General features: G+C 37.8%; 16 protein-coding genes. All 16 read left to right on the top strand.

All coding sequences use genetic code 11. The features are described from left to right. The first annotated feature begins 793 nt into the window (after positions 1-793). Positions 794-1573, top strand: a complete 780-nt coding sequence (locus ACRC53_RS11120) for an ABC transporter permease (protein ID WP_438643467.1) — start codon at positions 794-796, stop codon at positions 1571-1573. Beyond that, a complete protein-coding gene (locus ACRC53_RS11125) occupies positions 1570-2241 on the top strand; it encodes an ABC transporter ATP-binding protein (RefSeq protein ID WP_438643468.1) in 672 nt (223 codons plus the stop codon). Before ACRC53_RS11120 ends, ACRC53_RS11125 begins: the two co-directional genes overlap by 4 nt. Next, complete coding sequence (locus ACRC53_RS11130; RefSeq protein WP_438643469.1) at positions 2219-3349, top strand: capsule biosynthesis protein; 1131 nt, start codon at positions 2219-2221, stop codon at positions 3347-3349. Before ACRC53_RS11125 ends, ACRC53_RS11130 begins: the two co-directional genes overlap by 23 nt. Positions 3350-3413: 64 nt before the next feature. Beyond that, complete coding sequence (locus ACRC53_RS11135; RefSeq protein WP_438643470.1) at positions 3414-5030, top strand: polysaccharide biosynthesis/export family protein; 1617 nt, start codon at positions 3414-3416, stop codon at positions 5028-5030. 6 nt (positions 5031-5036) lie between these two features. Continuing rightward, positions 5037-5933, top strand: coding sequence for a UTP--glucose-1-phosphate uridylyltransferase GalU (gene galU / locus ACRC53_RS11140; protein WP_438643648.1), 897 nt, complete (start codon positions 5037-5039; stop codon positions 5931-5933). A gap of 23 nt (positions 5934-5956) precedes the next feature. After that, positions 5957-6145, top strand: coding sequence for an adenylyltransferase/cytidyltransferase family protein (locus ACRC53_RS11145; protein ID WP_438643471.1), 189 nt, complete (start codon positions 5957-5959; stop codon positions 6143-6145). Between the two features lie 17 nt (positions 6146-6162). Continuing rightward, positions 6163-6384: a cytidyltransferase gene (locus tag ACRC53_RS11150; RefSeq protein WP_438643649.1), complete on the top strand. Its 222-nt coding sequence runs from the start codon at positions 6163-6165 to the stop codon at positions 6382-6384. A gap of 1 nt (position 6385) precedes the next feature. Then, positions 6386-7051, top strand: a complete 666-nt coding sequence (locus ACRC53_RS11155; protein ID WP_438643472.1) for a tetratricopeptide repeat protein — start codon at positions 6386-6388, stop codon at positions 7049-7051. After that, a complete protein-coding gene (locus tag ACRC53_RS11160; RefSeq protein ID WP_438643473.1) occupies positions 6988-7557 on the top strand; it encodes a LicD family protein in 570 nt (189 codons plus the stop codon). Before ACRC53_RS11155 ends, ACRC53_RS11160 begins: the two co-directional genes overlap by 64 nt. 42 nt (positions 7558-7599) lie before the next feature. Next, entirely contained in the window at positions 7600-8067 is a 468-nt protein-coding gene (locus ACRC53_RS11165) for a glycosyltransferase family 2 protein (protein WP_438643474.1), read from the top strand. A 539-nt stretch (positions 8068-8606) separates the two neighbouring features. Beyond that, positions 8607-9614: a glycosyltransferase family 2 protein gene (locus ACRC53_RS11170; protein ID WP_438643475.1), complete on the top strand. Its 1008-nt coding sequence runs from the start codon at positions 8607-8609 to the stop codon at positions 9612-9614. Beyond that, a complete protein-coding gene (locus tag ACRC53_RS11175; RefSeq protein ID WP_438643476.1) occupies positions 9614-10276 on the top strand; it encodes a CDP-glycerol glycerophosphotransferase family protein in 663 nt (220 codons plus the stop codon). Before ACRC53_RS11170 ends, ACRC53_RS11175 begins: the two co-directional genes overlap by 1 nt. Continuing rightward, positions 10240-10623 carry a CDP-glycerol glycerophosphotransferase family protein gene (locus tag ACRC53_RS11180; protein ID WP_438643477.1) on the top strand — a complete coding sequence of 128 codons (384 nt, stop codon included), beginning with the start codon at positions 10240-10242 and terminating at the stop codon, positions 10621-10623. Before ACRC53_RS11175 ends, ACRC53_RS11180 begins: the two co-directional genes overlap by 37 nt. Beyond that, complete coding sequence (locus tag ACRC53_RS11185) at positions 10616-11788, top strand: glycosyltransferase (RefSeq protein WP_438643478.1); 1173 nt, start codon at positions 10616-10618, stop codon at positions 11786-11788. The genes ACRC53_RS11180 and ACRC53_RS11185 overlap by 8 nt, the downstream gene beginning before the upstream one ends. A gap of 58 nt (positions 11789-11846) precedes the next feature. Further along, entirely contained in the window at positions 11847-12143 is a 297-nt protein-coding gene (locus tag ACRC53_RS11190; protein WP_438643479.1) for a hypothetical protein, read from the top strand. Continuing rightward, positions 12137-14212 carry a capsular polysaccharide biosynthesis protein gene (locus ACRC53_RS11195; protein ID WP_438643480.1) on the top strand — a complete coding sequence of 692 codons (2076 nt, stop codon included), beginning with the start codon at positions 12137-12139 and terminating at the stop codon, positions 14210-14212. Before ACRC53_RS11190 ends, ACRC53_RS11195 begins: the two co-directional genes overlap by 7 nt. Positions 14213-14292 lie beyond the last annotated feature (80 nt).

A 14292-nucleotide genomic window follows, 5' to 3' on the forward strand; every position in this document is an offset into this window, starting at 1 on the left:
TGCTATTACTGCTTGCCGTATTAGGCTCATTATTTGCTGATCATTGCTGTATTTATTGGCAATAGATAAAATCACATTTTATTTACATTTATTACTCTTTTTTTATCCTATACCTTTTTTCTCTTACTTTTTCTCTTATTGTCTTTTTCTTCTCTTCTCTTTTTTTACGATCTTATCTGCATACGCCAAAAAACTGACACTGTTTTTTTAAATCAGGTAAAAAGTCGATTTATCACACATGACAAACACAACATTACATCTGTTTATTATTGTGCCGTGGTTTGGTTATTTTTTTTGAAATAGCCACGTTGTAGGTTCAATATTCCACTTTGTATAGCGTAACAATATTTAGCCATTTATTAGATTAAGCATACAAATTAACACATCAACACTACGCCACACTATGAAACCATATGCATTAAAACACTCATTTAGTGATTATTTATTAACTTAATGCGCAATTTAATTCTTAATGCGCACAAAATGCTAAATTATGCGCATGGCTTACCCCTAAAAAGCTGTCGCTTTTGCTTACAAAAATACCGTTGATTAATCACACATAACACGCCTAGCACAATGTAAGGGATATAACTTAGGGGCTGTAGCGTATTTTTTCATTGCGATTAATTGTGTACTTTTGTCAGGTTTTACTAACCTAAAACACCACTTCGTATCTGATCTTCAGCAATTTAGGGGCTGCAACCTAAGGGCGGTAGCGTACTTAAATGCCCATTTAAACGAATATCTCAAATGCGATACGCCTTTTTGTTTTGCTAAAATACCTGTATTGAATATGAAACGCTCTGGTCTTGAAGTTCAGAAAGCGGCTATTTTTGCGCTTTTCTTACGCGAGCTAAAAACCCGCTTTGGTAAATACCGCCTTGGTTATCTTTGGGCCCCGTTAGAACCTGCTGCACATATGCTCGTTATGTTGCTTATTTTTGGGTTTATTATGAAACGGGCAATGCCTGATATCTCTTTCCCGGTTTTTTTAATTAATGGCATTATTCCTTGGTTTATTTTTAACAGCATTGCGACACGCTCATTAAATGCCGTGGCAGCAAATCAGGCACTATTTCACTATCGGCCTGTAAAGCCGATTGATACGATTATTTCGCGCAGCATATTAGAGGTGCTTATTTACAGTGCCGTTTATATTCTGCTGATGCTGGCCATTCGCCTGATGGGTGAAGAGTTTACGTGGGATAATATTCCTTTACTGATAGGGGCAAATTTAGCTCTGATCGCTTTTTCATTAGGGCTTGGGCTCATTTTTATGGTGCTGGGTGATATTTCAGAAGAGGCGGGTAAGTTTTTACCGCTCATCCTCAAGCCCCTCTATTTTCTTTCCGGTATTATGTTTTCAATACACTCTGTGCCGAAAGAGTACCAAACCTACTTATTGTGGAACCCCATTTTGCACGCCGTAGAGCTTTCACGCCAAGCGGTTTTCCCTGCCTACCAAACGCAAAACATCAGCTTCAGCTACCTCTGCTTTTGTGCGCTTGGCATGTTGTTTATCGGGCTGGTGTTATACCGCTACCGTGAAGAGGCGATGCTGACATCATCATGATTTATTTAGATAATTTAACCAAATCGTACCGCACGCCAGCAGGCCGACACTATGTGTTTAAAGATGTGAATATCACGTTGCCTGCTGGGAAAAGCGTTGGCCTGATTGGGCGTAACGGGGCAGGCAAGTCAACCTTATTGCGCGTGATTGGCGGCATTGATCGGCCAGATAGCGGCGCGGTTATTACGCCAAAAACAATCTCTTGGCCACTGGGTTTAGCCGGGGGGTTTCAGGGCAGTTTAACCGGGCGGGAAAATGTGAAGTTTGTTGCCCGATTATATGCCAAAAAAGAGGAGTTGGCGGAAAAAGTGGCCTTTGTTGAAGCCTTTGCAGAGCTGGGTAAATATTTTGATATGCCGATTAAAGCCTACTCTTCAGGTATGCGCTCACGCTTAGGGTTTGGTTTGAGCATGGCATTTGACTTTGATTATTACCTGATTGATGAAGTGACCGCGGTGGGCGATGCCACATTTAAGAAAAAATGCGCTGATTTAATTCAGCAAAAACGGAAACAATCACAATTTTTAATGGTATCGCACTCAATGGGTGAGCTAAAAAAATTCTGTGATATTGCGCTGCTGATTACACGCCACAGCGTTGAGGTTTACCACTCTATTGATGAAGCCATACAAGTATATCAAGACGATGAAGCTAAACGACCTGCATAACCGCATTAAAAAATTTTCACTCTCTGATCTTAACCGCGCACTGCCTGCTCTGATTATTGGGCTTCCCCTACTCTGTTCTGCCACCTATTTAACGCTCATTGCCAAAGACCGTTATGAGAGCCAATCGCAAGTTGTGGTAAAACGCGCCAGTGACCTTGATGGTTCAGGTTTAAATGTGGGGTTATTGCTTGGTGGGGTCAACCCTTCTGTATCAGAAGATGCGCTGTTTCTTAAAGAGTATATTCGCTCGGCTGATATGCTTAACAGCATAGATAAAGAGCTGGATTTAAAAACAGCATATCAAGAAAGTGGGTTAGATTTTTTACACTGGCTACCCAGTGATGCCACAAGGGAAGCCTTTCTTGACTATTTCCGCAATAAAGTTGCCGTTAATTTTGATGATAAAACCGGCATTCTCAATATTAAAACCCAAGGCTTTACCCCTGCATTTGCACAGCAGTTAAATCAACATATTTTAAAACAGTCTGAACTGTTTATTAACACCTTATCGCAGCGCATTGCCGCTGACCAAATGCGTTTTGCGCAAGATGAGCTGGCCAGAGCAACCAATGCACTCAGCGCCATTAAAGTTGAGATGCTTGATTACCAAAACGAACATGGTGTGCTCGACCCTCTGTTGCAAGCTGAAGCAACCAGCCGATTGGTAAATGAGCTGCAAGTACAATTAGCCGCACAAGAGACGGAATTAAAAAACCAGCTAACTTATCTTAAAGATAACACCCCGCAAGTGGTGGCACTGCGTAATAATATTCGGGCACTTAAATCACAAATTACGATAGAAAAAGAGAAAGTTGCTTCGCCCAACGGGAAAAAACTCAACCAAATGGTGGCTGACTATGAAGAGCTAAAAGCCAAGCATCAGTTCAGTACAGATTTATATAAATTGTCTATCGCCTCGGTTGAGAAATCGCGGATTGATGCAGCACGTAAATTAAAATCACTGGCGATTATTGCCTCGCCACAGTTACCGCAAGAGTCTCAATACCCAACACGGTTATATTGGTTATTTACCGTATTGCTCTGCTCTAGCCTGATGTACGGTGTGGCGCGCTTAATTATTGCGATTATTGAAGATCACCGTGATTAAACCGGTGTTCAGTAACGCCCCGCCTTTATCCCCTTTTGTAATGACTATTTGTAGTGGCAATATCATGAAAATTTCCGTGCTTGCACTCACCCTTGGGTTAACGTTGCACAGTATTGCTTTACCCCATGCACTGGCTGCAACCCCTACAGAACTAACCGAGTTAACCGCAGACAATGCCGCGTTGCTGCCCCCAGTAAAAGTGGCCAGCAGCATGTTTGGCGCACAACTGTTTAACGGCACTATGTCTACCCTTGGTGAAGGGTTTAACCCCAATTACCAAATCAGCAGTGGTGATCGCATTGCCCTAAAAATGTGGGGCGCATTTGAGTATGCGGGTAACACGGTGGTTGACCCACAAGGTAATATTTTTCTGCCTAATATTGGCCCGTTAAAAGTTGCCGGCATGAAAAACAACCAGCTCAATACACTGGTGACCAATAAAGTCAGGCAGGTGTATAAATCTAACGTTAACGTGTATGCCTCGCTCGAAGCGGCACAACCTGTAAAGGTTTTTGTTACCGGGTTTGTTACCCAGCCGGGGTTATATGGCGGCGTGGCTTCTGACTCATTACTTTCATACATTGATAAAGCTGGCGGCGTAGACCCTGCGCGCGGCAGTTACGTTGATATTACGGTTAAGCGTGGCAGCCAGATACGTAAAAAAATTAATCTGTATGATTTTTTACTCAATGGCTCGCTCGATCTGATTCAGTTTACTGATGGTGATGTGATTGTGATTGGCCCGCGCCAGCATACGTTCAGTGTGGCCGGTGAGGTATTTAATGCCTATGACTTTGAGTTTGAGCAAGCGAACATTACCGTTCAACAAGCCCTGAAATGGGCACGGCCAAAACCGGGCGCAACCCATGTGAGTATTATCCGCCGACAAGGCAGCGAAAAGCGCAGTGAATATTACCCCATTAACCAAGCCACTCATATCACCCTGCAAGATGGTGATCAATTAGCCGTTACCGCAGACCGTTATGCCGGCACTATTCAGGTGCGGATTGAAGGGGCGCACTCCGGCCAGCACGCCATTGTGCTGCCGTATGGCGCGACCATGGAACAGGTGCTCAAGCAGATTAACGCCAATAGTATGTCGCGCGTTGATGCCCTGCAGTTATTTAGAAAATCGGTACAAACGCGGCAGAAAGAGATGCTTAATTTATCGCTGGATAAATTAGAGCAGAGCGTATTATCCGCCCGCTCATCCACCTCGGAAGAGGCTAATCTGCGGATTAAAGAGGCCGATTTAATTACCCGCTTTGTGCAAAAAGCGCGGCAAATTGAGCCTAAAGGGCAAGTGGTGCTCAACAAAGAGAGCATAAAAACCACGTTATTGGAAGATGGCGATATTATTCGTATTCCAGAGCGCACCTCTTTGGTGATGGTGCACGGTGAAGTGTTATTCCCTAATGCCGTAAGCTGGCAAAAAGGGAATGATGCCAAAGATTATATTAAGCAAGTGGGTGGATTCTCTCAAAACTCAGATAACTCAAAAGTGATTATTATTCGCCAAAATGGTGAGTCTGAGTCGGCAGGTTATTTCACCAAAGTGAATGCCGGTGATGAAATTATGGTTCTGCCAAAAGTAGACTCAAAGAATATTGAAGTTACCCGCGGTATTTCTACTATTTTGTACCAAATTGCTATTGCGGCAAAAGTGGTGTTGGATATTTGATTTTCCATAGGAAATAAAATGAAAGCTGTTATACCCGTTGCTGGTTTAGGCACCCGAATGTTACCTGCAACGAAAGCAATTCCAAAAGAGATGCTACCAATTGTAGATAAACCGCTGATTCAATATGTTGTTGATGAATGTGTTGCAGCAGGAATTAAAGAGATTGTTTTGGTAACTCATTCATCAAAAAATGCCATTGAAAACCATTTTGATAAATCATTTGAGTTAGAAGCAACATTAGAAGCCCGTGTAAAACGCCAACTGTTAGATGAGATACAATCTATCTGCCCCAAAGGGGTAACTATTATGCATGTTAGGCAGGGTGAAGCTAAAGGGTTAGGCCATGCGGTACTCTCTGCATACCCACTGATTGGCGATAACCCTTTTGTGGTTGTATTGCCAGATGTCATTATTGATGATGCCGCAAGTGATCTTAAAAAAGATAACTTGGCAAAGATGATCAGTAATTATAACCAATCTAGCCACTCTCAAATTATGGTTGAGCCTGTAGATATTCATGATGTATCTAAATACGGCATAGTAGATTGCAACGCTATTAATATTACAGCGGGCGAGTCAGCCACCATATTTAATGTTATTGAAAAACCTAAAAAAGAAAATACCCCCTCTAACCTTGCTATAGTAGGGCGATATGTATTAACGCCTGCTATATGGCAACACCTTCGCACTACACAACCTGGGGCAGGTGATGAAATTCAACTTACTGACGCTATATCTGAGTTACTGAAAACAGGTAAGGTTGATGCGTTTTGTATGCAAGGTAAATCCCACGACTGTGGTGATAAGCTTGGATATATGAAAGCCTTTGTTGAATATGGGTTAAGACACGACAGTTTGAAAAGTGATTTTAATAATTATCTAAAAAACATTATTTTAATTTAACTGATAAGTATACAAGGAAAAAAATGAAAACGGTTATTACATATGGAACTTTCGATCTTTTTCATGTAGGCCATTTAAATATATTAAAGAGAGCTAGAGCACTTGGTGACAGACTTATTGTAGCACTTTCTTCTGATGAATTTAATCTTGAGATGAAAAATAAAGTTACAGCAATTCCCTACAGTGATAGAAAAAAATACTCGAACATCTGAATTGTGTAGATTTAGTCATCGCTGAAAATAATTGGGAACAAAAAGTCACTGACATAAAAAAACACAAGGTAGATATTTTTGTTATGGGACATGATTGGGAAGGAAAGTTTGATTTTTTAGTTGAACACTGTGATGTACATTACCTACCACGCACAGAAAACATATCTTCTAGTATGATTAAAAATCATATATCCTCTGGAAGCTCTGAACAACTCGTTGCAACAACTATGAATATGTAAAATGAATAAAATAAAACTTTTAATAAAAAAGTCTTGGCGAGAATCCAAAGGGCTAAATAAAATAACCAACATTCCTCTAGCAGTTATTTTCTCCTACTTACTTGACACAGGAAAAAGCTCTTCATTAGTACGTTTAGATTCAATAACCTCAAAAATAACATACCCAACAATAGCTTATTATTACTTTGCTCACGCGCATTATCTTTATGGTAACTATGACACTGCAAGGAAAAATCTCAATAAAGTTTTGAAAAAGCACCCATACCATGCTGACTCCACATATTTATTGTGCAGCATAGATGAAATTGAAGAAAAAAAAGAAGCCGCATGGAAAAAAATAATCTCACTAGCTCATAATAACCAACGGTTAAAAACATGGCTAATTATGGCTAACATGGTAAATAATGAGAACGAATTTGCTATTTTAAAACGTGAGTGGGAACATGCAATATCATTAAAAAAACTTGATGAATTCCATTTGGATGTTAATGGTTATATTGCTACCGGAGCATTAAGGGCAAAACTTTATAGTCACGCCATAAAAATATGGGAGGAATTACTAGAGCATATAAAAAAAACAATTCAATATATAGAAATACACCCATGCCGAGCAACTTCTCTCGTAATGATGCTGAAAGATCACTGCTTGACCTTAAACGTTTACTAGAAAAAAATAATATTGAGTTTTTTTTGGTTAGTGGAACTTTACTGGGTTGCATAAGGGAGGCTCGTATACTTTCACATGATAAAGATGTAGACATTGGAATATGGGATCATCATGATAAAAATGTATTATTAACATTATTCAGAACATCTGGATTGTTTTATCTGCAAGCCTCACGCTCTGAACATGTAATGCGAATAAAACATGTAAATGGCACAGCAATTGATGTATTCTTCCACTACCGTGACTCTGATAATTATTGGCATGGTGGAGTAAAACTTAAGTGGAGCAATACACCATTCAAACTAGTTCGCTATCCTTTTCTGAAAACTTATTTCAATATTCCTGAAGACTATGATCTTTACCTTAAAGAAAATTATGGGAATTGGAAAGAAAGCAAAAAAGAGTTTGACTCATCAATAGATACTAACAACTCTAGTATATTAAACCTCAGTGAGGTAAAAGCTCATTCACTGAAAGAAAAATGCTACTCATTACTGAATGATTGATTATGGTGATTACAAACAAACTAATAACTCAATATACTTATAATGAAAATATCGATTATAATTCCCGTTTTCAATGGGTTTAAATATTACCAATCACTAAAAAATACACTAGAAAAAATAGATCTTGATGATAGATTTGAGATAATAGTAATTGATGATGGAAGTGTAGACCATTTTAATAAGATATTGAGAATGGAATTTCCAAAAGTCAAGTTTTTTTATCAAAAAAATCAAGGATCTGGAATCGCACGAAATTTAGGCATTAAACATTCAACTGGTGACTGGTTGATGTTTATGGATGTTGATGACGTAATCAACATGTCAGAGCTTAATAAAGCACTAAACACTCTAGATTATAATACAGACATATTTTGCTTCCCTGCTAAACGTGTAACTCATTCAGCTCAAGGGGTTATAGAAACAAAATGGAAGCCAGATATATTTAAAGTGGATTTCTCCGGACCAAGCTTTCTATCTCCAACTATAATCATTGACTCTATCAATCATTGACTCTATCGTAATGAATAAAATTTTTAATAGAAACTATATTTCTCATTCAGGAGTGAAATTCCCAAAAGGAAAGTATGAAGACAAAGTGTTTCTTACTTATCTTTTTTTGAAAAATCCAAAAATCAGCATTTGTGATATTTCATTTTATAGATGGATGGTCTATCCAGATTCATATTCACAAACAAACACAAAAGATATTGATGATATAACCCAACGATTTCATGCGTGTTTAATCCAACTAATACTAGCAAAAGAAACACCATTCTATGACGTTATTTTATCAAATATATTTAATCATGATATAGCTTTATATTCAAAAAATTACCACACTCAAAAACTAACCTATAAAAAAAACTATACAATAAATCATTATTTTTCAAACAATTAGGAATCCCAAAAAACCTTTCAAAGAAAGGACTTTCTATATATAGGTCAAAAAATTTCCAACAGTTTAACTTAATCATGAAAAAAAACAGTAATAGTCTAGCCATAAAAATCAGTAATGTAATAAAAAAAACCTTATCCATTTGGAATTTAAAATGAGAAATAAAGAAAAAAAAGATTGTAGTATAGATAAAATAGCCATACTTATTACTTGTTTTAATAGTGCTGAGTTCATTACAAGATCTTTAGACAGTATAAACAATATGATATTAAAAAAGGATGTCAATGTATATATTTATGATGATTGTTCTACAGATCATACAATCTCCATAATTGAATCACGTAAAGAACAGTATAACTACAATATTTACATTTTATCAGGGAAAGAAAATGTTGGCCCTGGCATAGCAAGAAATCGACTAATTAATGCGATAAGAGATGAAAAATACTTCATTATTTGTGATGCTGACGACTCATTTAAAAGTGATTTACTTGAAGAATTAAATCCAATAATAGATAAAAACATTTACGACATTATAGAGTTCAAACACTATTACCACAACCTGACAAACAACTATATAACAATACCAAGAAACTTCATAGAAAAACATGGAGAGATTTCTTCCTTTGAAAAGGAGTTCTTTTTAAAAAATAACTTTTATTCTTGGGGTAAGGCTTATAGATCAAGTTTTATTAAAAAAAACAACATTTGTTTTTCTGAGTATCGACTATATGAAGATACAAAATTTGTTTTTGACGCAATAACTAAAGCTGAAAAATACTATTCAATAGATAAATATCTATTTATATCACATCCTGAAAGCAACTCAGAAACAAGAAAAATAACTGGTGACTTGCACATTAAGTGCTTTTCACAAGCTATGAAAGATGTAGATAGCATTGAATTTTATAATACATATGCAAAAAAAATAGTTTTCTTTGAACTATTTAACCGTTGCAAACGGTACTCTACCAAAACAAGCACAGATCAATATGATGCAGAGAAATTTCTTCTAGACACATGGATTAACTTAGAAACAGTAAAAAAAATACCTGAAACAGAAATGGCTCTTCATAACTACAATGTAGAAAAGATATCAAACAAAAAAAACCTTTATTACTTTCAAAATCGTGCAAATATATATATAACTCAAAAACAATAATGCGTTATATACAAAAAAAATATAAAAACAACACTAAATTTTCTCTTGTTAAATTTTTACACCACAAGTATAAATACACCGTTTTTCAAGGGTTTGATTATGCTTTTAGAGGTAATTCAAAATACCTATTTTTGAGCCTTTTATCTAAAGGAGTTCAGCATTTAAAATTTATTACAGAGTCTGAGTTAGTGCCTAGACACTTTAGAGTAAAACCCTACTCATCTGAGCATATGTACTATTTGGCAAATGCAAAAACTGTATATTTAGAATCTTATGAAGAATTGAATTTCAGTGTAAATCCTAAAACAGAGCTAATCCAAATGTGGCATGGGATTCCTCTAAAATTAATGATGTTAGATAGTTTTGAAAAATCAAAACCTGGTGTTGCACAGAAAAAACTAAACAACATGAAACGATGGGATGTTTTTTACTACACAGGTGATTATAGTAAAAATAAGTTTAAAAGTGCTTTTGAACTAAATGAAAGACAATTTATAGAAAAAACACCACCTAGATTAAGCTTCATGTCTAAATGTAATCAGAGTGACATTAGATACTTCAAGGATAAATATAAAATACCTAGAGATAAATTTATAATTTCATATTTCCCAACTTGGAGAGACTCATGGAAAAAAACCCAAATAACACATCATCATTATTAGAGCATAAAAATATACTCCTTCCTGAAAATAGCATTATCATTGAAAAAACACATCCATACGTTAGTATAAATAGAAAATATAATGGAAAAGTAATAAATGGCAATAACTTTGATACAGAGGAGTTACTTTTAATATCAGATGTGATAATTTCAGACTATTCATCTATAATTTTTGATGCTGCATATTTAGGTAAGCAAGTCTATCTACTTTGCAAAGACATGGATGAATATAAAAAAAATCGAGGACTATACCAAGAATTTGAATTGATGTTCAAAGAACAAATTTACACAAATGAGTTTAGCTTAATGCGAGCAATTAAACACGACAAGGAAAGCAGCTGTGAATAACCACTCCCCCCTCCAATCTGAAGTTAAAAATATTATTTTTTTAGTTCTTAGCTCAGGAATCACATACGGAGGAATAACATCATATTGTAATATGTACTATGAAGAGTTCAGGGGAAAAATTAACTTTTATTTCATCTATACTGAAGCAGACTACTCTAAAGGATTACGTAACACACTCAACATCAAAGATCACATACGAATAAAAGATTTATTTGATAAAACACTGACCCCTTCAGACTCTATAATAATATCTACAAGAGTAGGTATTTTTAATGAATTTTTCAGAAAGTATCCAACAATATCTATAAAGTACCCTGTAATAGTAGAGCATCACTCAAATATGTTAGACTATCTAAAAACATCAAAATGGTTAACAGGGCACTTTTTACCCGAACATTCAAAAATGACTGCAATCAATGCCATTAAAGTGTTTACAAAAGCAGAGGCATTTGAAGTTAATAAATTTTTCAATAAAAAAATACTCTCTATACCTAATCCAAGTTTAAGCCACAAAAAACAAGAAGATTATAATCCTAACAAAGTTGTTTTTGTTGCAAGATTAAATGAATCAGAAAAAAACTTAACTATGTTAGTTAACATCGCCTATAAACTTAAAAGCAAAAATAAAAACATTAAAATCCATATATATGGCGATGGCCCAGATCGAGAAATCGTTGAAAAAATATCAGACATAGCTGTATTACATGGCCGAATTGATGATAAAAACTTCATTTACTCAGATGCTTGCATTGTTATATCAACATCTAATAAAGAAGGGTTTGGGCTAACTCTTTTAGAAGGGGCCGCATATGGAGTTCCCGCAATAAGTACTAAACACTGCCCAGCTGTTTATGAACTTATCACACATGGTGAAAATGGCTATTTATTTGATACAAATCAAGAGGACGAATTTGTTGACGCAATAAATAAACTATGTACTAATAAAAAACTAAGAGCATCTTTTTCTGATAAATCGAAATCCACTTCGTTAAAATATAACAAAGAAACTGTCATGACAAATTATTTAAATGAAATGAAATCTTGTATTAAAGACAATGAACGTTTGGACTTGGCAAATAGCATGTCACTCTCACTAAATTATTTCGCAAAATGCTATTCATTTAAACTTGATGAAAATAAACAACTAAGAGAACGTAATATATAAAAAATTAACACTTCAAATAAAACCCTAATTAAAAATGGTTTGTGAAAAACAATATAGAATGCATTCACGCCTAACAAAAATTGCCCTTTGGTGCTTACAGCAAAACCGTTTTGTAACGTTTAAAGAAATTGCAAAGCAATTTGCTATCTCTTATTCACTGGCAGTTTCGCATATTCGAACACTTTCACAATCAACTCAATTTATTAGCAAACTCAGAGATAGCCGTATTCCGGCCATTTATATTAAGGCGGTTCATTCGCACTCAATACCGCCATTACCTGCCCCCAAAAACGCAACATTTACCCATGCATTATGGGGGCGTTTATTAACTAAACAGTGGGTTCAACCATGCTAGGAACTCTGTCTAGGGGCATTCGGCGTATTCCACATATTGCACAGTTTGTAGAGCACGATGTGCGCTATGTGCTACACCCGCATTTTGCGCCGCCTAAAAGCATGAGTGCGATTCTAGTCTGGGGCTATCGCCCCAGTGCGGTACGCGGTGAACGCTACGCAATGCAGCATCAATTACCGTTGTGGCGGTTAGAAGATGGCTTTCTTCGCTCAGTAGGATTAGGTGTGCAAGGTTGCCCCCCCTTATCGGTGGTGATTGACCGCAACAGTATGTATTACCATGCTCATCAACCTAGCCTGTTAGAAACGCTGATTATTGATGAAGTACAGCACCCTAAAAACAGGCCAGAGGCAGCCAAGGCGTTAGCTCTGATCACCACGCTGCGCTTATCAAAATATAATCATGCCCCTGATTTTATTATGCCAACTTCACCACAACGCCCTGTGGTTTTAGTGATAGACCAAACCTTTGGTGATATGGCATTGCAGTATGCAGAGGCGAATCAGCACCATTTTACTGAAATGCTCAATGCAGCTATCAGTGAAAACCCCGATGCTGATATCTGGGTTAAGGTGCACCCCGATGTGCTGTGTGGCAAAAAACAGGGCTATCTGGCTGAGTTAACCAAATACCATGCCAAGCGCGATGCGCGTGTTCAGTTAGTGGCGCAAGAGGTTAACCCCCTTTCACTGATTGCTGTTGCCTGTAAAGTGTATGCTGTCACATCGCATATGGGGTTCGAGGCGCTTATGGCGGGTAAACCGGTTACTACATTTGGTTTACCTTGGTATGCCGGTTGGGGGCTGACAGATGATCGGCACACTATGCTCAATAAAATTAGCCAACGCAGGCAACAGCAGCTTACCGGCTCTGCTACTGTGCTTGATCTGTTCGCTGCTGCCTATTTACGTTATTGCCGTTATATTGATCCGCACAGTGGAGAGCTCACCAGCATTTTTACTGTAATTGACTATTTGGCCACTGCCCGTGCCTTTAACGCTAAACGTAATCGTACGCTCTATAGCCCTAAGCTGACATTGTGGAAAAAAACGATTGTTAAACCGTTTTTAAAAGGGCGAAATAATCGCCTCTGTTTTTCCCTTCCAAAAAAAAACACGCTGGAAAATACGCCCGCAGCCTTAGTGGTATGGGGGGTAAAAGGTGAGCAACGCTGGCACGCCACAGCCACGGCACTGAATATTCCGCAATGGCGTATGGAAGACGGTTTTCTACGTTCAGTAGGGTTAGGTTGCGAGCTGCACCGGCCACTCTCTTTAGTGTTAGATACCCGCGGTATTTATTACGATGCTACCCGCAGCAGCGATTTAGAGCATTTATTGCAACACGCCAGCCCTTCTGAATATCAGCGCCAGCAAGCCGATCATTTAATGGCCGAGCTGATTAAGCGCAAACTGAGCAAATACAATGTGGGGAAAACGGCGCTTACACTGCCCATTATTACGCAAGATAAAATTATCTTAGTGCCAGGGCAGGTGGAAGATGATGCTTCAGTAATGAGAGGCTCGCCCAATATTCGTACTAACCAAGCACTGCTTGAGCAGGTAAAAAAGAGCCACCCAACGGCATTTATTATCTATAAACCCCACCCTGATGTGCTTACCGGAAACCGTAAAGGCGATGTAGATAACAAAACATTGCAAAGCTGTGCTGATTATATTGCTGATAATATCAATATTATTGACTGTATTATCGCGGTTGATGAAGTGCACACCATGACATCTCAATGTGGTTTTGAAGCCTTACTGCACGGGAAAAAAGTGGTCTGCTACGGTATGCCGTTTTATGCCGGATGGGGGCTTACCGAAGATAAAATAGCCTGCCAACGCAGAACCAAAACGCATAATCTCACCACGCTGGTATGGGCTACGTTAATCGCCTACCCCGACTATATTCACCCAACAAGCGGAAAACTGCTTACCGCAGAACAAGCTATGCACTACCTCACCGCTCAAAAAGAGCATGTTGCAAGAGCGGGGCTACAACAGGGGTTTATCGCCAGACAGTGGCGTAAAACAAAAGCACTGACCTCAACGCTGCTTTTTTCTTAACCGCTTTTATCGGCTTACGGGCGTTGTCTCTGCCCTATTTTTTAGCGGTTTTTATTTTTCAAACCGCTTTTAGGCCATTT

Origin of the sequence: Plesiomonas sp., assembly GCF_051652165.1 — a bacterium.
Classification (GTDB): domain Bacteria; phylum Pseudomonadota; class Gammaproteobacteria; order Enterobacterales; family CAMTGL01; genus Plesiomonas.

Bases quoted from the DNA above. Each gene is read 5' to 3' on its own strand.
- ACRC53_RS11120 (WP_438643467.1), top strand. From the start codon at position 794: ATGAAACGCTCTGGTCTTGAAGTTCAGAAAGCGGCTATTTTTGCGCTT.
- ACRC53_RS11125 (WP_438643468.1), top strand. From the start codon at position 1,570: ATGATTTATTTAGATAATTTAACCAAATCGTACCGCACGCCAGCAGGC.
- ACRC53_RS11130 (WP_438643469.1), top strand. From the start codon at position 2,219: ATGAAGCTAAACGACCTGCATAACCGCATTAAAAAATTTTCACTCTCT.
- ACRC53_RS11135 (WP_438643470.1), top strand. From the start codon at position 3,414: ATGAAAATTTCCGTGCTTGCACTCACCCTTGGGTTAACGTTGCACAGT.
- ACRC53_RS11145 (WP_438643471.1), top strand. From the start codon at position 5,957: ATGAAAACGGTTATTACATATGGAACTTTCGATCTTTTTCATGTAGGC.
- ACRC53_RS11155 (WP_438643472.1), top strand. From the start codon at position 6,386: ATGAATAAAATAAAACTTTTAATAAAAAAGTCTTGGCGAGAATCCAAA.
- ACRC53_RS11160 (WP_438643473.1), top strand. From the start codon at position 6,988: ATGCCGAGCAACTTCTCTCGTAATGATGCTGAAAGATCACTGCTTGAC.
- ACRC53_RS11165 (WP_438643474.1), top strand. From the start codon at position 7,600: ATGAAAATATCGATTATAATTCCCGTTTTCAATGGGTTTAAATATTAC.
- ACRC53_RS11170 (WP_438643475.1), top strand. From the start codon at position 8,607: ATGAGAAATAAAGAAAAAAAAGATTGTAGTATAGATAAAATAGCCATA.
- ACRC53_RS11175 (WP_438643476.1), top strand. From the start codon at position 9,614: ATGCGTTATATACAAAAAAAATATAAAAACAACACTAAATTTTCTCTT.
- ACRC53_RS11180 (WP_438643477.1), top strand. From the start codon at position 10,240: ATGGAAAAAAACCCAAATAACACATCATCATTATTAGAGCATAAAAAT.
- ACRC53_RS11190 (WP_438643479.1), top strand. From the start codon at position 11,847: ATGCATTCACGCCTAACAAAAATTGCCCTTTGGTGCTTACAGCAAAAC.
- ACRC53_RS11195 (WP_438643480.1), top strand. From the start codon at position 12,137: ATGCTAGGAACTCTGTCTAGGGGCATTCGGCGTATTCCACATATTGCA.